Below are 24464 nucleotides of genomic sequence, written 5' to 3' on the forward strand. Positions count from 1 at the left end.
GCTCAGCACCATGCCTATTGGAATAAAGGAGTCCCATGAGTCATCTATTTGCCCACCTAGCCCGCATGAAACTTATTCAGCGCTGGCCATTAATGTACAACGTGCGTCGAGAAAATGTGCAGGAGCATTCACTGCAAGTGGCCATGGTGGCCCATGCGCTAGCCATTATCAGCAATAAAAAGTTTGCCACCCATTTAGATGTCAACAAGACCGCCACCATCGCCATTTTCCACGATGCCAGCGAAATATTAACCGGCGACTTGCCCACCCCGGTTAAGTATTTCAATAAAGAAATCGAAGCCGAGTACAAGAAAATTGAAGCCATCGCCGAGCAGCGCATGTTGGAGATGGTGCCAGAGGAGTTCAAGCAAGACTACTTGAGCCTGTTTGACAGCTCGGCTGCGGATCCTGAGTATAAAGCCCTAGTGAAATCCGCCGATACTTTGTGCGCCTATCTTAAGTGTCTAGAGGAACAAAAAGCCGGCAACAGTGAGTTTAATAGTGCTAAGCAGCGCCTCGAGGCCATGCTAGATGCCAACCCAAACCCAGCGGTTAAATTTTTCAGGGACTGCTTTATTCCAAGCTTTACCTTAGATTTAGATGAAATTAACCAGATGCTCTAGGGCTAAGTCCGTGTTTGTTAAATCAATAGCATAGCGCTGCCTTTTATGCCTAAAGCCACTGTGAGTAACATGACCAATAAAGTGATGAATAACGTGACCAAAATCGTGCCGAGTAAACTGACATCAAAAGCCGTGATTATCGATTCTGCAGTCTTAAGCAATCAAGACGTGCCACCAGTCATCAGCCCTTGGCATGAAAGACCGCTGGCCGAAGACAAACACAGGCGCAACGATCACCGTAGCCCGTTTCAGCGTGACCGAGCGCGGATTTTGCATTCCGCCGCCTTTAGGCGCCTACAAGCTAAGACTCAAGTGCTGGGTGTGGGTATGAATGACTTCTATCGTACTCGCTTGACTCACTCCTTAGAAGTGTCACAAATTGGCACCGGCATAGCCGCGCAGCTTAAGCGTAAATACCCGCAGCTTAAGTTTCTGTTTAATTCCATGAGCTTGATAGAATCTTTGTGTCTGGCCCACGACATAGGTCACCCCCCCTTTGGCCATGGCGGCGAGGTGGCGCTCAATTACATGATGCGTGAGCATGGCGGTTTTGAGGGCAATGGCCAGACGTTTCGCATCCTAACCCGCCTTGAGCCTTATACCTTATCTTGGGGGATGAATCTTACCCGTAGAACCTTACTCGGCGTACTTAAATACCCGGCTATTCGCTCGCAAATGTATATTGACCAAGGCTCTGTCCCCCCTGCCAACTATCGGCAGCTCAAACCCTCACAGTGGACACCGGTCAAAGGCATATTCAATGAGGATAAGGACAATTTTGATTGGGTGCTGGCGCCATTACTGGCGGCAGACAGAGACAAATTTATGAGCCTTGCCCCTCTGAGCAATAACCTAAGTTATCCCCACAGAAAAACCGCTTATAAATCGTTTGATTGCTCTATCATGGAGCTTGCCGATGACACAGCTTATGCGGTGCACGATTTAGAAGATGCCATCGTCATGGGGATAGTCACGAGGGAGCAATGGGACAAAGATGTGGCCGCCTGCCTAAGTCAGAGTGACGATGCATGGGTGGCCAAGGAATTTTCCTCCATAGGCAACAAGCTGTTTTCCAGTGAGCACCACCTCAGAAAAGATGCCATAGGTACCTTAGTCAATGGGTTTGTCACCGCCATTTTAATCGAAGAACATCCAGACTTCAGTGATCCACTGCTGAAATACAATGCCACATTGGAGCCTGGATTTGCCACCGCATTGGAAGTGCTCAAGCAGTTTGTGCTTAGGCATGTTGTCAGAAAACCTGAAATTCAAATGCTAGAATATAAAGGCCAGCAAATCGTGATGCAGTTATTTGAAGCCTTTGCCAGCGATCCCGAACGCTTGCTGCCGCTTAATACTCAGAGCCGTTGGCACCAAGCCTGTGAAGCCGGACAGGATCCCATGCGGGTGATTGCCGATTATATTTCAGGGATGACAGATGAGTTTGCGGGGCGTTTGCATCAGCAACTGTTCGACCCCAAATTTGCTGGCATTATGGATTTAGGTCAGTGATCCCTCGTCAAATTAACTCGAATTAGTCTCTGAATTCCGCCATAGAGAATGTATGTAAAATAGTTGGACATCACTCTTGCCACGAGAGTGATGCTGTGACGTCAGGTTCCAGTGGGATTGGGGCAATAGGATTGTACAAACATCTCAAACAAGGCTACAGGTAGTGGCCGTGATATATAATAGCCTTGCATATGATTGCAGCCTAATTCCTTCAATATGGTCAAATGCTGCTGGGTTTCAATCCCTTCAGCAATGACACATAAGTCCAGTGAATGTGCCAAATTTATAATGGACTTCACTAAGGCTTTAGCCGCGAGAGAGTCTGTTATAGGGTCAATAAAACTACGGTCTATTTTCAGCCTATTAACAGGTATGGATCTGAGTCTTGATAAGGATGAATAACCCGTACCGAAATCATCAATAGCAATCCCGTAACCTAGGGACTGTAATTCTTGCAGAAAAGGTGAGATATCCTCCTCATCTGAAAAAGCACCTTCAGTTATTTCTATTTCAATATGACTGGGGTCTATCTGATATTGCGAAATAGCCTCAGCATAGTGTTGTCTAAATTTTGATTGTTTGAAGGTCTTGGTTGATACATTTAAAGCCACTCTACCAAAAAACAGCTTTTTTTCATGCCACTTAAAAACTTGATTAAATACCGAGTTCATTACCCAACGGTCGACCTCAGCTATGAGGCCTAATTCTTCTGCCAAAGGGATAAAATCTATTGGATTGATAAGTCCCTTCGTTGGATGTTGCCAACGAATTAACGCCTCGGCACCAGAAATTTCTTCGGTGATCACATCAATTTGAGGCTGATACCACATTTCAAATTGATTAAGCAGTAATGCCTGTTTAATATCTTCCACGATCGAAATACGTCGTACCACTTGTTCTGTAAGTGCTTGACGATAATAGGCGAAACTGCCTACACCCTGTTTTTTTGCATGGTACATTGCCGTATCAGCATTTTTAATTAATTCCGCAGAAGTGAGTCCGTCATTGGGATAAATCGCTATTCCAAGAGACACTGACGCGTTGATCACCGCTTGGCTGGTAATAAATTCACCAGACACTAATTGGCGAATATTGGTAATAGATTGCTCCGCACTCTGCTGCTCGGCTTCTATTTCAAAGAAAATAATGAATTCATCTCCCCCAAAACGCGCTATCACATCCGTTTGTCGCAACTTGTTCTTAAGATTAGTTGCTAGCAGAGCAATAAACTCATCGCCAATGGCGTGACCAAACGTGTCATTAATGTCTTTAAAATTATCAACATCTAAAAAACAAACAGCCAACTGCCTACCATCTCTTGCACAACGCTTTAACTCATAATCGAGTAAAGTGACAAAATGAAGTCGATTGTAAAGGCCGGTATTTTTATCGTGACGTGTTAAATACAGCAATTGATCTTGATAAGATTTTATGTCACTTATATCGGTAAAAAAACACACTAATTGCTGTAGTTCAACCATTTGGCTAGGTAATACAAATAAACTTAACAGACTAATTCTAGATATCCCATTTAAGTGTATATGTACTACTTCACCTTGCCAGGGTTTACCGGCCTTAATATATAAGCGTAAACTCGCTCTTTGTTCCTTGGTAAATTTTATTGAATTTAATTTAGTAAAATCTCGGCCAAGGAACGGCTCTATGGGCAGGCCAGTCAAGGCTAGAAACCCGGGATTAACCTCGACGACTTTTCCATTATGATCCAATACCAAGATCCCATGAGAAGTATGGTTAAAAATACTCGAATAACGCTCTATTTTTTGCCTGTCAATCAAACTCGCTGTAATATTATAAATTATCGCAGAAAAACCAATAACGTGATTATTTTCCATAACCGCGGACAGCCTCAGATTCAGCCATAGCACGTCATGTTCTATCCCCAGCATTTTCAACTGCATGGTTTGGGTTGAATTAAATTGTGATTGAGCAATAATTTTCGCGCACTCACTCTGTAAAATAAGTGCATTCTCTGTGGAGAATAACTGAGTGAAACTCATATTAGTCTCTAATTTAACCAGTGCTGCCCCCAGTAGTTTATGCCATGCTTTATTTGCGTTCAAAATAAATAATTTTAGATCAAGCTCTAATACACCAACATCTAAACTCTCCACTAAACGTTGATAATTTTTCTCATGTTGCTGGCTAACCTCCTGTTCAGAGTTCAGTTCCAAAGTTTTTTTGTCTAATTTTTTTCTAATACGAGAATTGTAAAATTTAATATATTCCTGCTGCGTAATACTTTCATTTTCATCAATACTTACAGGTGTAAGCTTTCCTAATGATGTATCTTTTACCACTCCTTTAATGCGCTTTATAAACTCTAATGGCTCCAGTGGCTTAATTAGAAATAGCTGAGCGCCTAGCGCATACGCTAATTGTTCATCTTTCGATTCGACGTAGGTGGCAGTATAAAAAACAAAAGGGATGTCCTTATATTGTGGATGATTTTTCACCCAACGGCAAAACTCAAACCCATCCATTACTGGCATGAGAATGTCCGAAATTATCATATCTGGGGTATGCTGTAATAGTTGCAAGATAGCTATTTCCCCATCTTTGGCTGAAGTGACACTGTGTCCATCGGCAGATAAATATACATCTTGTAATACCCGTGAGTTTTCGTCGTCCTCGACAATCAATATATTCATATTTTCACCACTTGCATAATTTGCGAAATTATCAACTCTGGGTTTATTGGCTTTTCTATATATCCATCACAACCCGATGCCAATAGCAGCTGACGGTCACCACACATGGCATAAGACGTCACAGCAATCACAGGTTTATTTACACCCTGAGCGCGCATCCTCTTTATCACTTCGAATCCTGAAATATCTGGCAGTTGTATATCGAGCAATATAAAGTCGTATTCACATTGCTTCGCCGAAGCCAGGCCCGTTAATCCATCGAATGCCGGAATAACGTCGATATTGTTAGCTCGTAATATAAAACTAATAAGTTCCATATTATCAAGATTGTCCTCAATAATCAGCGCGGTAAGTTGTGTCATTATACTGTCCACTGTGTAACTGCCAATCCCGCGTCTTTGGTATTATCACCTCAAAACGAGAACCCACACCAACCGAACTTGTCACGGTAATTGAACCTAACAAAATCCCATCGACAATTTTTTTTGTTAAATATAATCCCAATCCAGTACCACTACGTTCAACACGCATGGCATCTAACCTTGAAAATGGCTTAAATAAAGCGGGAATATCTTGCTCACGAATGCCAATACCTTGATCTATGACAGACATCAAAATGTTTAAACCTTCGACAGAAGCGGTTATGGTGACCTGCCCTTGTAAGGAATATTTAATGGCATTGCTGACTAAATTAAGTAAGACTTGCTTAACTCGCCGAAGATCAGTAAACAATATCAGTTCTTGTGAAATCACCATTACCACTGCAATCTTATATTGCATCGACAGGCCGTGAGCTAAGGTAATAACTTCTTGTGCAACTTCGTGTAAATAAAACGACTCATTGGCAGAATCAAATCGCTCTGCTTCAATCTTTGACACATCAATAATGTCGCTGATAATAGTGAGTAAATGTTGTGAAGCCTTGTGGATCCGAGTTAAATGATCAACTTGAACCCCTGTTAATTGACCTGAAAGTCCCTGCAACATCACGCTACTAAAGCCAATAATAGAATTGAGTGGTGTTCTCAATTCATGTGACATAGTGGCAATAAACATAGATTTCAAACCATCTAACTGCTGTAGTTTAGTATTGACTAACCGCATCTTTTCATTAGTTTGCTGTAAAAATTGTTGTTGGTTTTTTTCTTTGGTCACATCACGAGCACTTGCATAGATAATGTCATTGCCATGATTAAGTACCGCATTCCATTGAAACCAGTGATATGCTCCCGATTTATCACGATACCGATTATCAAAGTTAACCGTTCTATAACCAGGAGTCTGTAATTTGTTCATTTCATCCATGCCGCTTGCTCTATCCTCTGGATGCAGAAAATCAGCAAATGGCGTGTTGAGCAGTTCCTCCATGTTGTAGCCTAGTAGGTTACACCATGACTGATTCACTTGTTTGAAGTAACCGTCGGCACTGATTAAACAAATTAATTCGGGTGAGATATCAAAGAATGTCTCTCGTTCAAACCTCAGTGTTTCTGTTTCACTCATATCACCAATGAAGCCAATAAAAATTGAACGACCATTGATTTCACTTGCAAGTACAGCTAATTTAATATCTATGATAAATCCATTTTTGTGCTTACCCTTAACTAAGCGTTCAACTCCAATGACTTTGCTTTCATTAGCTTTATGATAACGGTGTAAATAGCCATCATGTTCACTTTGAAAAGGTTCAGGCATCAAAAGTGTTAAATTTTTCCCAATGACTTCTTGCTCTGACCAGCCAAATATATGTTCCGCGGCTTTACTAAAGCTTTCAATTATGCCACTCCTTGATGCCGTCACTATGCCATTAATGCTGCTGTTGATAATTTCCTTCAAGTAGTTTTTTTGCTGCTCTACCGTTTGGTTGGCATATAACAACTTATCCGTAGCTGCGGACACAGCCAGATTTAACTTGACCCTGTCAGTTTCTAAACGATAGACATAAAACACTATGGTTATCATTATAAATAAGCCAAAAGCTAAAACTATCAAAAATAAACGATGCCTGAATGGACTTGCAGAGATTTTACTCGCATCAAAGGCAGTGACAAAAACAAATGGCAGCGTACCTTTTGATAATACCGCTATTCTATTGTGCTCAACATTGTTTATTTCGCTGGTATTTATTCTTGGTAAAACATGAAGGTTTGAGTAATCTACATGGTTAAAATTCTTTATTTTCGAGAATGCTTCTGGTTGTTGTAATTCAAAATCACTCAACAATAGATATTGTATGGAAAGCCAGGGAGGCATGCCTTTTTTATATTGACTAAACCAGCTGGTTGCCGATAATTCTAATATGACAATATAACGGTGTTTTGTCGCTTCCTTTTGAACGTCCCCTTGTTCCTCACCAAGCAACTCGGTGAGGTGATAGAGCTTTTGCTCACTATCCTCCACTCTTTCGTTGAAAGGCACGATAAATAAATGCTTACTGTTGACATTTTTCCAATCAATCTCTTTAGACGTACCGAGTAAAATTTCACGCAATTCAGTATCACCTGAGCCAGCCAAAAACTTTATTGAGTTAGCCTCGTTAGGATCACTTTGCCAGATTAAGTCTAATTGTAGGTTTTCCTTCGTTTCGGCGATAAACACAACACTCAAGTTTTTCAGCCAAGTGTTGGGAGCCAAAATATCGTAAGTCTTCTGTACCTTAGCTAAATATTCAGCAGCGAGTTCGCCTTCATCTTGAGTCTCTATTCCCAACATATTGAATAGATTAAAGCTATTATTTAACGCTTCATAAGCTTGATCTGTGAGTAAATAATATTCATCAAGGATTGACTGTCGTTGTTCATGCTGAATAAGCAGCCAGGTTTTAACGATGACAGCGGCCCACAATATCAGCAAAAGAGCCACAGCAAGGATGACAGATTTAGTCATTGAAAGGGGAATTTTCACTTAGATCTCCCATGCATATGGCGATAAAGTGAAGTAAATAAACATATTTATTCTGCCATTCAATGACTAATCATTCAGTGTAGTCTTAAATTGAATATATAAATGCACGCTTAAGTAAATAACTGAAATTATTATCTCTATCTGGATTTTCTGCCGTCAACACTTTGATGGATTTGGGTATCATTTGAACACATACCAGGATTAAACCGACAAACCATCTGACTAGCGGGGATGATGCAGGTTACAGTTTTCATCCTCACAGGTCTGATGAATGCCGGTTAAATGGAAAAGGGTTAGCATTGGTAGTTTATTGATCAGCACTTACCGGCATTATGGATTTAGGTCAGAGATATAGCTTTTGGCTTTTCTGGCTAAATAAGTAACAATAGGATTATATTCAGTACGCAAATCACTGTCCCATAAGACTCAGAAAATGAGCACTAGGATCATAATATGCAACTTGAAATCATAAAACAGCGGGCCCAGGCCTTCGATTACCTGTTCGATGCCGTGGTTGTCACCGACATTGTCGGCACCATCATAGATTGGAACAAGGGATCGGAGCGGCTTTATGGTTATAGCAAAGCCGAAGTGCTCGGCAAACCTGTGTGTATCTTGCATGTACCAGAAGACACGGCGCATATTACCGAACAGGTGATAGCCGCAGTAATGGCCGAGGGTAAGTGGTCCGGTGAAGTTCGTATGCTGCATAAGGATGGTCATGTTGGCTGGATAGAGTCCATGTGCGTGCCCATTTTCGATGAAAACCAGCAAATGATCGGCGCCTTAGGCATTAACCGAGACATCAGCAGTAGAATAGAAGAAGCCCAAAAATTACAACATCTTGCCTATCATGATCACCTAACTCAAATTTCCAATCGTTGCCTGTTAATGGAAAAGCTAACTCAGGCGCTCGCCAACGCCGAGCGTCATTCATTGTCATTTTGCCTGTTATTTATCGACATCAATGAGTTTAAAGCCATCAATGACAGCTATGGCCATGCCATTGGCGATGCGGTATTGGTTGAATTTGCTAAAAGACTTAAGCAAGTTATCCGAGCCTCGGACACCCTAGCCCGTTTTGGTGGTGATGAGTTTGTGCTCTTGCTGGAACACACCTCAGCCATTACAGACATAGAATCTATCGCCGAACAGTTATTTTCACTCGTTAGTCAGCCACTGCAAATAGACAATATTTGTTTTCGCCTTAGCTGCAGCATAGGTACGGCCATTTACCCTCAAGATGGCACGAGTCTAGACACCTTATTAGCCTTTGCCGATAAAGCCATGTATAAAAACAAGTCAGCTCAATTAGCGACTAAAAAAGCGTAACCTTGCTATGCCATTTCGACGCAGTTGCGCTTGTGCCCATTTATCCACTCTTTTTCTCAACCTGTCATATCCCCTTAATGAACTCGTGCTTGCCTCATAATACCGATCACATTAGGTTGAGCTTGTTGGCTTTATCTGTAATTAAATTACAGATAAAGCCAATTCTGCGCCCACAATCACAGAATTAATCCCCCTTTACCTGTAACTTTCAACCATAGAGAAAATTTTGCAAAACAGGGCTTTTGCTGAATATTTTTACAGGAAACTTACTATGACAGTCACTAACACCCAGGAACTTGATCTATTGCTTGAGCGCGTTGCTAAGGCCCAAGCCGAGTACGCCAATTTCAGCCAAGAACAAGTGGATAAGATTTTTAGAGCCGCCGCCCTCGCTGCAAGCGACGCGCGCATTTCATTAGCCAAAATGGCCGCCACAGAAACCGGCATGGGCGTCATGGAAGACAAGGTGATTAAAAACCACTTTGCCTCAGAGTACATTTACAACAAGTATAAAGACGAGAAAACCTGCGGCATCTTAGCCGAGGACTTAACCTTCGGCACTATTACCATCGCAGAGCCTGTTGGCATCATTTGCGGTATTGTGCCCACCACAAACCCAACGTCAACGGCCATTTTTAAGGCGCTTATCAGCCTTAAAACCCGCAACGGCATAGTGTTTTCGCCCCACCCTCGCGCCAAAGCCTCCACCACCACGGCGGCGCGTATCGTGCTAGACGCTGCGGTGAAAGCCGGCGCGCCTGCCGATATTATCGGCTGGATTGACGAGCCCAGTGTCGCGCTTTCAAACCAGTTAATGACCCACGACAAGATTAACTTAATTCTTGCCACCGGCGGTCCTGGCATGGTGAAAGCGGCCTATTCTTCTGGTAAACCCGCCATAGGTGTGGGCGCAGGTAATACTCCCATAGTGATCGATGAAACCGCCGACATTAAGCGCGCTGTCAGCTCAATTTTAATGTCAAAAACCTTCGACAATGGGGTGGTGTGTGCCTCGGAGCAAGCGGTTATCGTGGTTGATAGCATCTACAAGCAAGTGAAAGAGCGTTTTGCAAGCCACGGTGGTTACTTGCTCTCTAAGGCTGAAACCAAGGCTATGCAAGGGGTTATCCTTAAAAACTTAGGCACCACAGAGATGGGGTTAAATGCCGCCATCGTAGGCCAAAGCGCTGTGGCTATTGCGGCAATGGCGGGCTTTACCGTGCCTAATAACACTAAGGTGTTGATAGGTGAAGTGACAGACATTAGCCATGAAGAAGCCTTTGCCCATGAAAAATTATCACCGCTATTGGGCATGTACCGCGCTAAAGATTTTAATGATGCTATGGATAAAGCCGAAGCCTTAGTGACCTTGGGCGGCATTGGCCATACATCAGGCTTATATACCGACCAAGACACCCAAGGCGAGCGGGTGAAAACCTTTGGCTTTAGAATGAAAACCGCCCGCATTCTAATTAACACCCCGGCGTCTCAAGGCGGCATCGGCGATTTATACAACTTCAAGCTGGCCCCATCACTCACCTTAGGCTGCGGTTCATGGGGTGGTAACTCGATTTCTGAAAACGTGGGACCTAGCCACTTAATCAATAAGAAAACTGTCGCTAAGAGGGCCGAAAACATGTTGTGGCACAAGCTTCCATCTTCTATCTACTTCCGCCGTGGCAGCTTACCCATTGCCCTTGAGGAACTCAGTGACAAGAAACGCGCCCTCATCATCACAGATAGATTCTTATTCAATAATGGCTACTGCAACGAAACCTTAAAAATTCTTAAGGCCCAAGGCTTAGAAACTGAAGTGTTTTATGATGTGGAAGCCGATCCCACCTTAGCTATCGTTAGAGAAGGCGCCAAAGTGGCCCAAAGCTTCCAACCCGATGTGATCATCGCCCTGGGCGGCGGCTCGCCTATGGACGCCGCCAAAATCATTTGGGTCATGTATGAGCACCCAGAAGTTGATTTTGCCGACTTAGCCCTGCGTTTTATGGACATACGTAAACGTATTTACACCTTCCCTAAAATGGGCGTAAAAGCCAAAATGGTTGCCATTCCAACCACTTCTGGCACGGGGTCTGAAGTGACGCCCTTTGCTGTGGTCACAGATGAAGTGACAGGTAAAAAATACCCCATCGCCGATTACCAATTAACCCCCAACATGGCTATTATTGATCCTAATTTGGTGATGGACATGCCAAAATCATTAACCGCGTTTGGTGGGATAGATGCTGTCACTCATGCCCTTGAAGCTTATGTCAGCGTGATGGCGAACGAGTACAGTGATGGTCAAGCACTGCAGGCCTTAGACTTATTATTTAAGCACTTGCCAGATGCATATACCTTAGGGGCAAACGCGCCCGTGGCCCGAGAGAAAGTGCACAATGGCGCCACCATAGCCGGTATCGCCTTTGCTAATGCTTTCTTGGGTGTGTGTCACTCAATGGCCCATAAGTTAGGCGCCGAGTTCCACCTACCCCATGGTTTGGCCAATGCGCTATTGATCAATAACGTGATCCGCTTTAACGCCACCGACATGCCAACCAAGCAAGCGGCGTTTAGCCAATACGACAGACCAAAAGCCCTGTGCCGCTACGCAGCCATTGCCGATCACTTAACATTAGGTGGGAAAACCGATGCGCAGAAAGTCGAGAAATTGCTCGAGAAAATCGATGAGCTCAAGGAGACGATTGGCATTCCTGCATCTATACAAGCAGCGGGCGTCAAAGAAGCCGACTTCATCGCCAAGCTAGATGAGCTGGCAGAAGAAGCCTTCGATGACCAATGTACCGGTGCCAACCCAAGGTACCCCTTGATAAGCGAGCTGAAGCAAGTGTTATTAGACAGCTTCTACGGCCGTCAATATCAAGATAGCGTGCAAAGCTAAACCACAAAGCCTTGTCAACTTGGCAATGACAACTCATCTCAGCCTCGAGCATCCCTCGAGGCTTTTTATGGCTAGTGCTTTTTATTAGTTCCTTTAAAGAATACTGTTCTACGACTTAATCATGAGATTGCCAAGTGCTAAAGGAAAACAGCACAAAATCTGTTTACATCGATTCCAACCATAGTTATGTTCTCTTTGTTTTACATCGAGTTAAATATTATTTTCTCGATAGAATTTAACCACAAGGAAGTATCATGGTAGCTACATTTATTCGCTTAAGCCTCATCGCCATTATTTCAACTAGTGGAATGTCATTGGCTTATGCCAGCAAGAATCAACAGGCCATAGATAGCTTTGAGAAAAACACTCAAGGGATAGTTGCCCGTGCCAATAGTCTTTCTCATCAACAGCTCAATATCATGGATGATATCAACCAGATCATGGATGAAAGCCAAAGCGCCATCGCCGTACTGCACAGCGACAATATCGCTAAACTGCAGGCCTCTTCAGCACAAATTATTACTGTGGCACGGGAATACTTGACTCAATATCAAGGCTTTTTAGCTGAACTGGATAAAAGCTTCACCTGCTATCAAGCCGAGGCCCTCACAGAGTTTAATCAGATGATTGACGAACAAGCGTTAGCCAACAAGCAAATAAGCGAAGCAGCCTTAGCGGCTAAACAGGATGCGGATGAAACCCAGGCCACCATGCTGGTGCTCAACCTACAGATGAACCAAGCCAAAACCGCCATTTTAGTGGGCATGTTCCAAATGACTAAGATGTGTTACCTCACCGAAGCCTTAGGCATAAACAAGCAACAAGCCAAGCAACAAGCCAAGCGGCTGCAAGAGATGAACTAAAGCGTATAAGCATTGCAGAAACGTGACGGTTGAATGATGACATTAACATTGCCCATTATCGCCATAACAATAAAAAATACCGTTTAAACAACAAACCAGCCTGAATACGTATGTAGTTAATTGCTGCACTTAAGCCTTCGGGAATATATTGTTATGTCATAAAACAATAACGATAATTCAACGTCAAGGACGCCATATTATGGGACTCACGCCGCTCTCTGTACTCTCAAGCTCTATTTCCAATACTCTCAAGTCCACTCAAAAGCGCGCTCATCAAATGCGCACGAAAAGAAGCACTCAAGCTCATTCTCCTTTGCGCCTAGCTAGCAATATCGGCTTAATGACTGTGCTTTCAACATTTACGGCGTTAACAGCACTCACCGCTTTTATTGCGCCAATGGCGCAGGCGCAAACCTTGCAGTTAAGCTCCCCTGATTCTCATATTATGGTTTTGCTCTCTGATGATAATAGACAGCCTCACTATCAAGTGAGCTTCCATGGCGAAACCGTGATTGACTCAAGCCGATTGGGGTTAGTGTTCAAACAGTTAGGCGAACTGGGGCAAGGCTTTACCCTTAAAAGCCATAAAACCTCCAGCCATGATAGCCAATGGCAGCAGCCCTGGGGTGAGCGTGAAACCATTTATGATAAGCACCACGCCCTTAGCGCCATCTTTTCTAACGGTGCACTCAGCTTTGAGGTCGAGTTTAAAGCCTTTGATGATGGCATAGGGTTTCGCTATCGCGTGCCTAAGCAAGCGTGTCTTAAGGGAGTTGCACAGCTTGACATCACCAATGAACTCAGTGAATTTAGCGTGCTTGATGCCAAACACGCCACGGCTTGGTGGATCCCTGGGCGCGGCTGGAATCGCTATGAATACCTGTATAACACCACAAGCTTAGATAAGGTGGATCGCGCCCACACGCCGTTCACCTTCAAAACAGTCAAAGGTACTCACATCAGTATCCATGAAGCGGCGCTGATAGATTACGCGGCTATGGTGTTAAACCAAGGCCGAGACGGTAAATTAAAAGCCGACTTAACCCCATGGTCCGATGGCATTTTAGTGAAAACGGCACCTGGGTTCACTACCCCTTGGCGCACGATTCAAATTGCAGACAGTGCCACTGGGCTGCTGAATTCTGATCTTATCTTAAACCTCAACGAGCCCAACAAGCTTGGGGATGTGTCTTGGGTTAAACCGGGCAAATATGTCGGCATTTGGTGGGGTATGCATCTAGGCGAGAATACCTGGGGCAGCGGTCCCAAACACGGCGCCACCAGCAGTGAAACCCAGCGCTACATGGATTTTGCCGCTGAATACGGTTTCGATGGAGTGTTAGTCGAAGGCTGGAATGAAGGTTGGGATGGCAGCTGGTATGAAAATGGCGATGTATTTAGCTTCACCAAAGCCTATGAAGATTTTGATTTGGCAAAAGTTACCGCCTATGGCGCGGCTAAAAATGTACGCTTAGTGGGCCATCATGAAACCTCGGGCTCAGTAACCAACTATCGCAATCAAATGAGCGCCGCTTACGATTTATATAAAAAGCATGGCGTGACTCAGGTCAAAACCGGCTACGTGGCCGATGGCGCGCAAATCAAAAGAGTGGATGAGCAAGGCATAGTGCGTCACGAATGGCACGATGGCCAATTTATGGTTAACGAATACCTGCACAGTGTCACCGAGGCGGCTAAACGCGGCATCAGCATCAATACTCATGAACCTATTAAGGACACTGGCCTTCGCCGCACTTACCCCAACTGGATAGCCCGTGAAGGGGCCCGCGGTCAAGAATACAATGCGTGGGGCACGCCGCCCAATAATCCTGAGCACACGGCTATTCTGCCTTTTACACGCATGCTGGCAGGGCCAATGGACTTTACCCCAGGGATTTTCAATCTGGCGCCCGAAGGCTTAGATGCGGTGAATCGGGTACAGACCACCTTAACCAAGCAATTGGCCTTGTATGTGGTGCTCTATAGCCCTATTCAGATGGCGGCCGATCTGCCGCGCAATTACGTGCAGCGTTTGGATGCGTTTCAGTTTATTCGCGATGTGCCAACAGACTGGCGCCAGAGTATCGCCCTGGCGGGTGAAGTGGGTGACTTTGTCGCGATAGCCCGTCAAGCCAAAGCCAATGACGAATGGTTTATCGGTGCGCTCAGCGATGAAAATAGCCGTGAATTACGCCTTACGTTGGATTTCCTCGATAAAGACCGCACCTATCAAGCGCAAATATATCGCGATGGTCCTAAGGCCCATTGGTTAACCAATCCCTATGATTATGTAATTGAAACCAAAACCTTAACCGCGAAAGACAGCCTAACACTAACCCTTGCGGCCAGTGGCGGTGTCGCTATTCGCTTACTGCCCTTATAAATCAGCTTTTAAGTCATTTCACGGTCAACATTGGCGTAGCAAACACGATTGTTTGCTGCGCCAATTGTTATCAAGGCTGAGGATATGTTGCTCAAGTTTGATGAATACGTATGTAGTCAGTTGTGTCAAAAAACCACTCGAGGCAGTATTAGCCCTGTTATACCAACCTCAGGCTCTGTTTGTGGAATTTGAGGGTTTTGGCTTTTAGGTCTGTCGTTTTTAAGTCTTAGCTTTTAAGTCTTAGGCGAATACCCGTCTTAGGGGATGTGTATTCGCCATTTTTTTAGCTGAAATTTTTCTGCCGACCACCTAATGCCACTGGCCGCCAGCCCTCGCTGATGGGACAATATGACACCCACAGTTATGCAATAGCACAATAACAAAGGACCTTAGATGTCTACCAATAATCCAACTGCTAACACTCAGCCCCAGCTGCATTTCTGGCAAATTTTCAATATGTGCTTCGGCTTCTTGGGCATACAATTTGGTTTTGCACTGCAAAATGCCAACGTCAGCCGCATTTTTCAAACCTTGGGTGCGGATATGGATGCCATCCCAATTTTGTGGATCGCAGCGCCATTAACTGGCCTTATCGTTCAGCCCATCATAGGCTATTTAAGTGACAACACTTGGAACCGTTTCGGCCGCCGCAGACCCTATTTCTTGATCGGCGCCGTACTCACCACCCTCGCCCTGTTTATCATGCCTCATTCACCCACCTTGTGGATTGCCGCTGGCATGTTGTGGATCATGGACGCCTCAATCAATATCGCCATGGAGCCCTTTCGTGCCTTCGTAGGTGACAATTTACCTAAAAGCCAGCGCACTCAAGGCTATGCCATGCAAAGCTTTTTTATCGGCATTGGCGCAGTCGTCGCCTCGGCGCTGCCTTATGTCTTGACCGAATTCTTTAATGTGGCCAATACCGCCCCAGCCGGTGAAATAGCCGACTCTGTGCGCTATGCCTTCTATTTTGGTGCTGTGGTGCTGTTTATGGCTGTCACTTGGACTGTGGTTAGCACCAAAGAATATTCCCCCGCTGAGCTTGAATCCTTCCACCAAGCCGAACAGGCTGTTAACCCATCACTTGATAAGGTTAATCCTAGCCAAGAGGGTGAAAGCTTTGGCCGCAGAAGCGCGGCGCAATATCAATTTGGTGCGCTCATTTTCGCCTTAATTGGTGGGTTATTTACCGCCGCCGTTTATTTGTACCAGTTAGATAAGCAGTTGTATATTTTGAGCATTGGGATCTTGGCCTTTGCGCCAATGCAATATTACTGCGCCCTTGCCCTTAAAAAGGCTTTCGAGGCATCAAAGAACCTAGCGACTCAGGGAAAAACCACCTTGCCCACTGGCATGCTGTTTACGGTTGTCGATGACATGTTTGCCATGCCAAAGGCCATGAGGCAGCTGGCACTGGTGCAATTCTTTGCCTGGTTTGCGCTGTTTGCCATGTGGATCTACACCACAGCGGCCGTCACCTCTTATCATTACGGCAGCTCAGATGTGCTATCTAAGCAGTTTAACGATGGCGCCGATTGGGTTGGTATTTTATTCGCCTCTTACAATGGCTTTGCCGCCCTTGCTGCCATCTGCATCCCCTTCCTCGCTAAGTGGGTCGGCGTTAGGTTGACCCACACAGTCAATATGTTTTTAGGCGGCAGCGGGCTGATAAGTTTCTACTTTATTAGCGACCCAAGCCTGTTGTGGCTGCCCATGATAGGAGTCGGTTTTGCCTGGGCATCCATTTTATCTGTGCCTTATGCACTGCTGTCTGGCGCGCTGCCCCCCCAAAAGATGGGCGTTTATATGGGGATATTTAACTTCTTTATCGTTATTCCTCAGCTGCTTGCAGCCAGCATCTTGGGCCTGTTATTGAAAACCTTCTTCAATGGTGAGCCCATCTACGCCTTAGTGCTCGGCGGGGTATTTATGATGCTTTCCGGTATCGCAGTGCTGTTTGTCGATCAAGATAACTCACACTAAAAACTGAAGTAAAACAATTATATAAATATAAATAAATTAGAATGAAACATTTAGAATAAAAATAGTTCACAAAATTTGGGGAATGTCATGACAGGGTTAACCATTACCACTAAAAAAAGCCAACTTTCAGTACTCGTTGCCAGCGCACTATTAAGCACGAGTATCGCCTTAAGCGGTTGTACGCCGGATGCACCTTCAGCCTTAAGTGAAAACTCAGCCTTAAGTGAAAATTCAGTCTTAAGTGAAACTTGGGCCCCAGGTGCGCCAGGCGCAGAACCCACCTGGGCCTTTGCGGGTAAAACCGGCATTGGCACGGCCTATGAGCCCTATGTAGACGGCAAGTACCAAGCACAAGCAGCAAATCCTGTCAGTAAAGTCTGGTTCTCTGTGGCCCAAGGCATTTTAACCGAAACCATGTATGGCCTTATTCATAATGCCCAGTTAAAAGAACTGCAGTTTGTGATGACAGGCAAAGGCTTTATCGATACCGAAAAAGACCACACCACAAGCAGCATTGAATATTTACACCAAGATGACCAAGGCCGGCCGCAATCCCTTGCCTATAAAATAACCAATAAAGATATCGAAGGTAAATATCAGATAGAAAAGCACATTTTCACTAATCCTGATAACGACAGCCTAATGATGAAGGTGATATTTACCGCCTTCGAAGCGGGCATTACCCCTCACCTTTATGTGAACCCCCATATCGACAACAGCGGCGCCAATGACAGCGCGACAATAGAAGATGGTGCACTAATCGCCCAAACCCTAGCCGCAGACTCAACTGTGATGACAGTGAAAACCAGCACTGAATTTGTCAGCGCAAGCGCAGGCTTTGTTGGGGTATCCGATGGCTTATCGGATTTAATGGATAACGGTAAGCTCGACTGGCGCTACACCAATACCGGCAAACAAGCGGGCAACGTAGCGCTAACGGCTCAGTATCCTGAGCTCACAATGAATACCCCGCTGGAATTTGATCTTGTCATAGGTTTTGCAGCCGATAAAGCCTCAAGCCTTGCCACGGCAAACGCCAGTTTAGCCCAAGGATCGGACGCTGTGCTTAGCGCCTATTTAGGTAATGACAGTCACCTTGGCTGGAAAGATTATTTAGCTAGCCTTAGCCCCCTTGATGCCATGAGTCGCAGCACCACAGATAATGGCAAACTCTTGTACGCCAGCGCATTAGTGCTTAAGGCCCAAGAAGATAAGACCCATGCGGGCGCACTTATCGCCTCGCTCTCAAATCCTTGGGGTGACAGTGTTTCGGCTAAGGTTGGCAGCACAGGTTACAAGGCCGTGTGGCCGCGAGACTTTTATCAATGCGCCATGGCCTTCTTAGCCATGGGTGACACCCAAACGCCGAAGGTGGCGTTCGAATACCTTAAAAAAGTGCAAGTGACCAAAGACACAAAAGGTTATAGCGGCACGCCTGGATGGTTTTTACAAAAGACCCATGTGGACGGTGAAATTGAATGGGTAGGTGTGCAGTTAGATCAAACCGCCATGCCCATCATGCTCGGCTGGAAACTCTGGCAGGCTGGGGTATTCACCGACGCCGAAATAAGCCATTGGTATCACAGCATGTTAAAACCTGCGGCAGATTTTTTGGTTAATGGCGGCAAGGTGAAGCTCGACTGGAATGACACTCACATCACCACCCCCAGCACTCAGCAAGAACGCTGGGAGGAGCAGCTTGGCTTCTCGCCATCAACCACAGCGGCGGTGATTGCAGGCTTAGTGGCGGCAAGCGATATTGGCGCCCTCGCCAAAGATGAACAGGCACAGCAATACCTTGAATTTGCTAAAAAGCTTGAAGCGAAACTTGAAACTCAGATGGTGACCCAAAATGGTTTATTGGGGCAAGAGTCTGAGATTGATGCAAACACTGAAAAAAATCACTCTGAAATAGACAAACCCGCACCTTATTATGTGCGCATCAGTCCCCAAGGTGACCCGAATACGGCAATAAAACTCTTAGATAACAATGGCAAACCAGGCTTAGATCAAAGACTAATTTTAGATGCGGGCTTCTTAGAATTAGTCCGCTATGGCGTGCGTGATGCAAAGGACCCCATCATAGCCAATAGCCTTGCCTTAGTGGATCTTGAGCTTGAAGATAACTTAAGGCTTAAATATTTGTTCAGCGCCAAAGATGGCAGCACAGTGCCAGGCTATCGCCGCTATGGCAATGATGGTTATGGTGAGGACACCCAAACCGGCCTAAGTTACGCAGAAAACGGCAATACCGCAGATCAGCGCGGCAGAGTCTGGCCATTTTTCACTGGCGAGCGCGGTCATTACGAGCTGGCATTAGCGTTATCGGGCACCTTAGTTGATGGCAAACTGGATGCTCAGCGTAAACAGGCTTTGATTAACACTTATGTTCAAGGCATGGAAACCTTCGCCAATGAGGGCTTGATGCTACCCGAGCAAGTGTGGGATGGCGTGGGCAATAGCACACGTTATGGTTATCGTTTGGGTCAAGGCACTAACTCGGCAACCCCCCTTGCCTGGACTCACGCCGAATACGTGAAATTAGTGCGTTCGATGACAGATGAAGCCTTGTGGGATCATTATCCAAAAGTCAGCGCGACCTTTAGTAAATAAACCCAACGCCTTCACTCGCATCGAAGACTAAGAGTGAGAGCCAGAGTCAGGGCCTGCTGTAGTTATCGCCGCCAACATTCGAACTCAGAGGTTGGCGGCTTTATCTTATCAATGAATTCGGGTAGAGTGCGCTCTAGAAATATATGACTCATTTAAGACAAGAAGTAGAGGTAAAGCTATGTTTGTGATCCGTTGGATTTTAGGTCGAATCATTTTGTTATTAAATGCGGTTTTTGCCCCCAAGCCATTGACTCGCACTGCAGAGGCACAGGCTCACGTTGCCCAGAAAAGCCAAGCCCTGTCTTTGTATCAATATCCAGCCTGCCCATTTTGCGTTAAAGTGCGCCGCACTATGAGACGCCAGAATTTACCTATCCAAACTGTGAATGCTAAGCAAGATGAGCATAAGCAAGTGCTGGTTAATCATGGTGGTAAGCTGCAAGTTCCTTGTCTTCGAATTGAAAAAGACGGCCAAGTGCAGTGGCTCTATGAATCATCGACCATCATCAACTACCTGAATGATGAATTTGCTTAATAGGGCAGACGTCATAAACAACGCCGCGATTACGCGGCGTTTTTTTATTAAGGATAACTAACAGGCTATTGATTCATCTTGTTCAGCAGTGCCATCAAGTTTTGCTGCTCTATTGGACTCAATTGACTGAGGTACAATTCATCCACCCGCTCAGCTTCCAGGGTGAGATCGCTTTCTAGGGCTTTACCGGGATCGGTGAGGAATATTTGAAAGGCGCGGCGGTTATCTTCTTCCTGATGGCGGGTAATAAACCCCAGCACTTGCAGCTGATCCAAAAGCCTTGTCATAGTGTAATTGGCCACATCACAACGTTTTGACAGCTCAGTCTGACTCAAGCCCTCTTCTTGCCACAGGGCAAACAACACAGGCCACAACTTAGTATCCAGCTGATAGCGCTTTAAGCGGCTATCGAGCTCGTTTTGCAGCCCATGGTTAAGGTGAGTAATAAGGTAAGTCAAACTTTCGCTACGTTTCAAAATCACCTCCAAATCTAAACCCTGTGAGTTCCATTCTGCACACTAACTGCCCATTAAGCCAGTATCTTGACTTGCATTAACAATAAACTCATTGATATAGCGATAATAGCAGGCGCGGCCTAGGCGCGCCGTTAAACCTCGCGCTAAGGGTAAATGAATGCCGTCATGCTTGATGTCAATATCGCGAATCAGCACTGAGTACTCGATGCCTATACTGCTGATAAATTTGAGTTTATCACCTTCAATCACTTCATAGTCGACCATAACCAAAGGCGATGCGACTAGCTGTACCCGTAACTTCTCAACCGGGGTTATCAGGTAGTGCTGCCCCTCTATGCAATATAAAATACTGGCAAACAGCTTGGCAAATTTAGCCGGCAAGGGGCTGGATAAATAGTGCCAGTTTCCCTCGCCGTCTATGTCAAACAAGGGCGCCTGACTAAGGTCATCACACAGGGGAACATGTTCCGGTAAAAACTGCCTCAATGCTCGCTCGCCGGACTCTGACGTCTGTGCTTGCAACTTGGCTTGCTCAGGCGTCTCTTGCTTAAGCTTGGGTTTATCCTGTTTTACCGGCTTAGGCTCTGTCACGCTTGAGCCTGATTAACCAGTTCAAGTAAGGCCTCAACCGGATGCTTAGGCGCAAACTCGGCAAAGCGTTTCACTTGGCTGCGACAGGAAAACCCTGACACTAGCACAGTGGCCTTGTCGGTCACTTTCTCAAGACTTGGTTGCCAAGACATGGCAAACAATTGCTTGGAATTATCCAAATTGACCTTTTCATGACCATAGGTGCCGGCCATACCACAACAACCTAGTGCCACAGACTGGCAATCGGCACCAAAGTGCTTAAAAATGGTGCTCCACTCTTTGCCAGTATTGGGCTTAGCGGTGGATTCGGTGCAGTGGCTAAACCAGGTAAAACGCTTATCCGTCGCCGGTAAACTGGGCACTTGCTTTATGGCATCAATGAGCCATTCATTGGCGAGTTTCACCTCAAAATCACCCCGACTTTTGCCGAGTATTTCATGGTATTCGTCCCGATAACACAAGACCAGGGCAGGATCTAAGCCCACCATGGGCATGCCCAGCGCCTGTAACTGATTGAGGAAATCGGCGCTGGATTGGGCCATCTTGGCAAATTTTTCTAAAAAGCCCTTGATGTGGGTGGGCTTACCGTTAGGTTTGAAGGGCAAAAGCACAGGCTTTAAGCCCATGGCCTCGATAAGGCGAATAAAGTTATGCACCAATTTAGCATTATAGAAACTGTTGAAAGGGTCTTGCACCACCAGCACATATTGGCTGCGCGCATCTTCTGGAATGGCCTGCAACGCCTCTAAATCATAGCCGCGGCTACTGTGGCCATGAAGGCGTTGCTTTAGGGTCGGCACAGATAACGCCGGCGAGTCCACATAACCTAGGGCTTTCTCAATGGCCCAGCGGCTTAATCTATGCTGAGAAGCTAAGTTTATGAGTTTTGGCATGGTCGCCATTAGGGGCAATGCATCTTCAATGCCTGCCACTAAATAATCTTTTGCGGGACGCAAATAACGTTTGTAATAAATATCAAAAAATTGTGCCCTGAACTTAGGTACGTCCACTTTTACTGGACATTGGCTAGAGCAAGACTTACAGGCTAAACACCCCTGTAAGGACTCCATCACTTCGTGGGAGTAGTCATACTCTTGCTGACTCTTGATGGTGTTCTGCGCCCGTTGCAGCCAGCCTAAGGGCTTAGATTTGGCTAAGGCGTTGACATCCACCCCTTCGGCTTCCAGTAGTCTTAACCATTCACGCATTAAGCTAGTGCGGCCTTTGGGGGAATGGATGCGCTCACCTGTCACTTTAAACGAAGGGCACATGGGCGAGTAACTGCTGTAGTTAAAACACAAGCCATTGCCGTTACAGTTCATCACATCGGGGAAGGCTTGCCTTACGTTAATAGGTATTTGTCGGTCAAAGCTGCCGCGCTTGGCGCTGTCCACATTAAACATCAAGGGACCAGTATCTTTTGGGGCCACCAGCTTACCTGGGTTTAAGCGATTATTAGGATCGAACAAGCCTTTGATTTGCTCAAGCACCCCATATAGCTCAGCACCAAATACCGCAGGGCCATATTCACCGCGCACCCCTTTGCCGTGCTCACCCCACATCAGGCCGCCGTATTTAAGGGTGAGCGCCGCCACTTCATCGGAAATTAGCTTAAGAAGTTTTTCATCGTTTTCGTCACACATATCAAGGGCAGGACGCACATGTAATACACCCGCATCCACATGACCAAACATGCCGTATTGCAACTGATGACCATCGAGCAATGCCCTGAATTCCATGATGAAATCGGCTAGGTTCTCAGGGGGCACAGCAGTATCTTCAGCAAAGGCGATGGGCTTACGACTGCCTTTGGTGGCGCCCAACAGCCCCACGGCTTTTTTACGCATGGCATAGATTTGCTCGATACTGGGCTTATCGGCGGTGATTTGAAACCCCACAATGCCGCAGGCTTCTGTCTCAAGCTGCTGCTTGAGCGTCGCTTCAAGGCTGGCAACTTTATCGGCAACCGTTTGCTCGTCACCGGCAAACTCCACCATATTAAGCCCTTCAATCACCTTGTTGGGCACGGCTTGAATGTGTTCACTTACCGAATGCCAAATAATGTCTTCGCGGGCAAGGTTAAGCACTTTGGAGTCGACGGTTTCAACCACGGTGGCCTGGGCCGTCACCAAGGCAGGCGCATGCCGCAGGGCCGACTCGAAGGAGTCGTATTTGATATTGACCATCACCCGAGATTTTGGCAGCGGCGTTAATGACACTTTGGCTTCAGTGATGAACGCCAAGGTGCCTTCTGAGCCGGTTAAAATGCGCGATAAATCAAACTGAGTTAATTCATCATTCCACACGTGCTTGAGATCGTACCCGGTTAAGAAACGGTTTAATTTGGGAAATTGGCGTTCAATCAACTCCCGCTTATCCCGGCACACTTTGGCAATAACATTGCTTATTTCAAGCCCAAGTGGATTGCTATTAGCATTGTTGTTATCAAGCTCAGCTAAGCTTACTGGCGTGGTCGTTAACACACTGCCATCGATTAACACGCTGGTAAGCCCAAGCACATGATCAGAGGTCTTACCGTACACTAAGGAGCCTGCGCCTGAGGCGTCGGTATTGATCATCCCGCCTAAGGTAGCGCGATTTGAGGTGGATAAATCTGGGCTAAAAAAGAACCCGTGTGGGCGCAATGCATCGTTGAAGGCATCTTTGACCACGCCAGTTTGCACTCTTGCCCAACCTTCTTCGGCGTTGATTTCTAATACTTTATTGAAATAACGTGATAAATCAACAATTAACCCATGGGTTAACGACTGACCATTGGTGCCTGTACCACCGCCTCTGGGGCTGAAGGTGACCGCTTGGTATAGAGGGTTTGCCGCTAGCGTGAGCAGCAGGCATAAATCCTGTTGATCCTTAGGGTAAATCACCCCTTGAGGCAAAAATTGGTATACAGAATTGTCCGTTGCCTGAACTAATCGAGCGCTGTAGCGCTTATCTATGTCTCCTTCAAATTCACTTTGCTCGAGTGCATCTAAAAAAGCTAAATAAACAGGTTCTAAGGTTTGTTGATGTGACAGCTGAGGCAACATAATCGATTTTCTGTAAATGATTGTAGTGCCAACA

At 45.7% G+C, this 24464-nt stretch carries 15 protein-coding genes; 9 read left to right on the top strand and 6 right to left on the bottom strand.

The annotated features are described in order from the left end of the window. Positions 1-35: 35 nt before the first annotated feature. Together yfbR and SDEN_RS10400 are read left to right on the top strand one after the other, a co-directional pair. Complete coding sequence (gene yfbR / locus SDEN_RS10395; protein WP_011496433.1) at positions 36-623, top strand: 5'-deoxynucleotidase; 588 nt, start codon at positions 36-38, stop codon at positions 621-623. Positions 624-791: 168 nt separating this feature from the next. After that, positions 792-2135 (top strand): anti-phage deoxyguanosine triphosphatase, encoded by a 1344-nt coding sequence (locus SDEN_RS10400; protein WP_011496434.1) that lies wholly within the window; start codon positions 792-794, stop codon positions 2133-2135. A 101-nt stretch (positions 2136-2236) separates the two neighbouring features. Here the strand turns inward: SDEN_RS10400 and SDEN_RS10405 are convergent, their stop codons facing one another. The 3 genes from SDEN_RS10405 to SDEN_RS10415 are packed head-to-tail and all read right to left on the bottom strand — an operon-like array spanning position 2237 to position 7708. Next, positions 2237-4804 carry an EAL domain-containing protein gene (locus SDEN_RS10405; RefSeq protein WP_011496435.1) on the bottom strand — a complete coding sequence of 856 codons (2568 nt, stop codon included), beginning with the start codon at positions 4802-4804 and terminating at the stop codon, positions 2237-2239. Further along, a complete protein-coding gene (locus SDEN_RS10410; protein WP_041405761.1) occupies positions 4801-5166 on the bottom strand; it encodes a response regulator in 366 nt (121 codons plus the stop codon). Before SDEN_RS10410 ends, SDEN_RS10405 begins: the two co-directional genes overlap by 4 nt. Beyond that, positions 5138-7708, bottom strand: a complete 2571-nt coding sequence (locus SDEN_RS10415) for a sensor histidine kinase (protein WP_011496437.1) — start codon at positions 7706-7708, stop codon at positions 5138-5140. The genes SDEN_RS10410 and SDEN_RS10415 overlap by 29 nt, the downstream gene beginning before the upstream one ends. A 453-nt stretch (positions 7709-8161) precedes the next feature. Between SDEN_RS10415 and SDEN_RS10420 the strand changes: the two genes are divergently transcribed. The 7 genes from SDEN_RS10420 (at position 8162) to SDEN_RS10450 (ending at position 20316) form a co-directional block, all read left to right on the top strand. Continuing rightward, a complete protein-coding gene (locus tag SDEN_RS10420; RefSeq protein WP_011496438.1) occupies positions 8162-9040 on the top strand; it encodes a sensor domain-containing diguanylate cyclase in 879 nt (292 codons plus the stop codon). A 271-nt stretch (positions 9041-9311) separates the two neighbouring features. Further along, positions 9312-11936, top strand: a complete 2625-nt coding sequence (adhE, locus tag SDEN_RS10425) for a bifunctional acetaldehyde-CoA/alcohol dehydrogenase (protein WP_011496439.1) — start codon at positions 9312-9314, stop codon at positions 11934-11936. A gap of 254 nt (positions 11937-12190) precedes the next feature. Then, entirely contained in the window at positions 12191-12799 is a 609-nt protein-coding gene (locus tag SDEN_RS10430; protein ID WP_011496440.1) for a hypothetical protein, read from the top strand. Between the two features lie 397 nt (positions 12800-13196). Further along, positions 13197-15182, top strand: a complete 1986-nt coding sequence (locus SDEN_RS10435; protein WP_232279962.1) for a glycoside hydrolase family 97 protein — start codon at positions 13197-13199, stop codon at positions 15180-15182. A 393-nt stretch (positions 15183-15575) separates the two neighbouring features. Continuing rightward, positions 15576-17168, top strand: a complete 1593-nt coding sequence (locus SDEN_RS10440) for an MFS transporter (protein WP_011496442.1) — start codon at positions 15576-15578, stop codon at positions 17166-17168. Positions 17169-17255: 87 nt separating this feature from the next. After that, positions 17256-19781 (top strand): glycoside hydrolase family 15 protein, encoded by a 2526-nt coding sequence (locus SDEN_RS10445; RefSeq protein WP_011496443.1) that lies wholly within the window; start codon positions 17256-17258, stop codon positions 19779-19781. A gap of 178 nt (positions 19782-19959) precedes the next feature. Continuing rightward, on the top strand, positions 19960-20316 hold the full coding sequence (locus SDEN_RS10450) for a glutaredoxin family protein (RefSeq protein ID WP_011496444.1): 357 nt from the start codon (positions 19960-19962) through the stop codon (positions 20314-20316). A 65-nt stretch (positions 20317-20381) separates the two neighbouring features. On the opposite strand, the gene SDEN_RS10455 is transcribed toward SDEN_RS10450, so the two are convergent. The 3 genes from SDEN_RS10455 to SDEN_RS10465 are packed head-to-tail and all read right to left on the bottom strand — an operon-like array spanning position 20382 to position 24430. Further along, a complete protein-coding gene (locus tag SDEN_RS10455; RefSeq protein WP_041405765.1) occupies positions 20382-20792 on the bottom strand; it encodes a MarR family winged helix-turn-helix transcriptional regulator in 411 nt (136 codons plus the stop codon). A 42-nt stretch (positions 20793-20834) separates the two neighbouring features. Further along, positions 20835-21383 carry a DUF1285 domain-containing protein gene (locus SDEN_RS10460; RefSeq protein WP_011496446.1) on the bottom strand — a complete coding sequence of 183 codons (549 nt, stop codon included), beginning with the start codon at positions 21381-21383 and terminating at the stop codon, positions 20835-20837. Further along, positions 21380-24430: a D-2-hydroxyglutarate dehydrogenase YdiJ gene (locus SDEN_RS10465; protein WP_011496447.1), complete on the bottom strand. Its 3051-nt coding sequence runs from the start codon at positions 24428-24430 to the stop codon at positions 21380-21382. Before SDEN_RS10465 ends, SDEN_RS10460 begins: the two co-directional genes overlap by 4 nt. Positions 24431-24464: the final 34 nt, after the last annotated feature.

Origin of the sequence: Shewanella denitrificans OS217 (genome assembly GCF_000013765.1) — a bacterium.
GTDB lineage: Bacteria > Pseudomonadota > Gammaproteobacteria > Enterobacterales > Shewanellaceae > Shewanella > Shewanella denitrificans.

Excerpts from the sequence above, each read along its gene's own strand:
- SDEN_RS10445 (WP_011496443.1), top strand. The coding sequence starts at position 17,256 with ATGACAGGGTTAACCATTACCACTAAAAAAAGCCAACTTTCAGTACTC.
- SDEN_RS10420 (WP_011496438.1), top strand. The coding sequence starts at position 8,162 with ATGCAACTTGAAATCATAAAACAGCGGGCCCAGGCCTTCGATTACCTG.
- SDEN_RS10440 (WP_011496442.1), top strand. The coding sequence starts at position 15,576 with ATGTCTACCAATAATCCAACTGCTAACACTCAGCCCCAGCTGCATTTC.
- yfbR (WP_011496433.1), top strand. The coding sequence starts at position 36 with ATGAGTCATCTATTTGCCCACCTAGCCCGCATGAAACTTATTCAGCGC.
- adhE (WP_011496439.1), top strand. The coding sequence starts at position 9,312 with ATGACAGTCACTAACACCCAGGAACTTGATCTATTGCTTGAGCGCGTT.
- SDEN_RS10435 (WP_232279962.1), top strand. The coding sequence starts at position 13,197 with ATGGCGCAGGCGCAAACCTTGCAGTTAAGCTCCCCTGATTCTCATATT.
- SDEN_RS10405 (WP_011496435.1), bottom strand. The coding sequence starts at position 4,804 with ATGAATATATTGATTGTCGAGGACGACGAAAACTCACGGGTATTACAA.
- SDEN_RS10465 (WP_011496447.1), bottom strand. The coding sequence starts at position 24,430 with ATGTTGCCTCAGCTGTCACATCAACAAACCTTAGAACCTGTTTATTTA.
- SDEN_RS10430 (WP_011496440.1), top strand. The coding sequence starts at position 12,191 with ATGGTAGCTACATTTATTCGCTTAAGCCTCATCGCCATTATTTCAACT.
- SDEN_RS10450 (WP_011496444.1), top strand. The coding sequence starts at position 19,960 with ATGTTTGTGATCCGTTGGATTTTAGGTCGAATCATTTTGTTATTAAAT.
- SDEN_RS10410 (WP_041405761.1), bottom strand. The coding sequence starts at position 5,166 with ATGACACAACTTACCGCGCTGATTATTGAGGACAATCTTGATAATATG.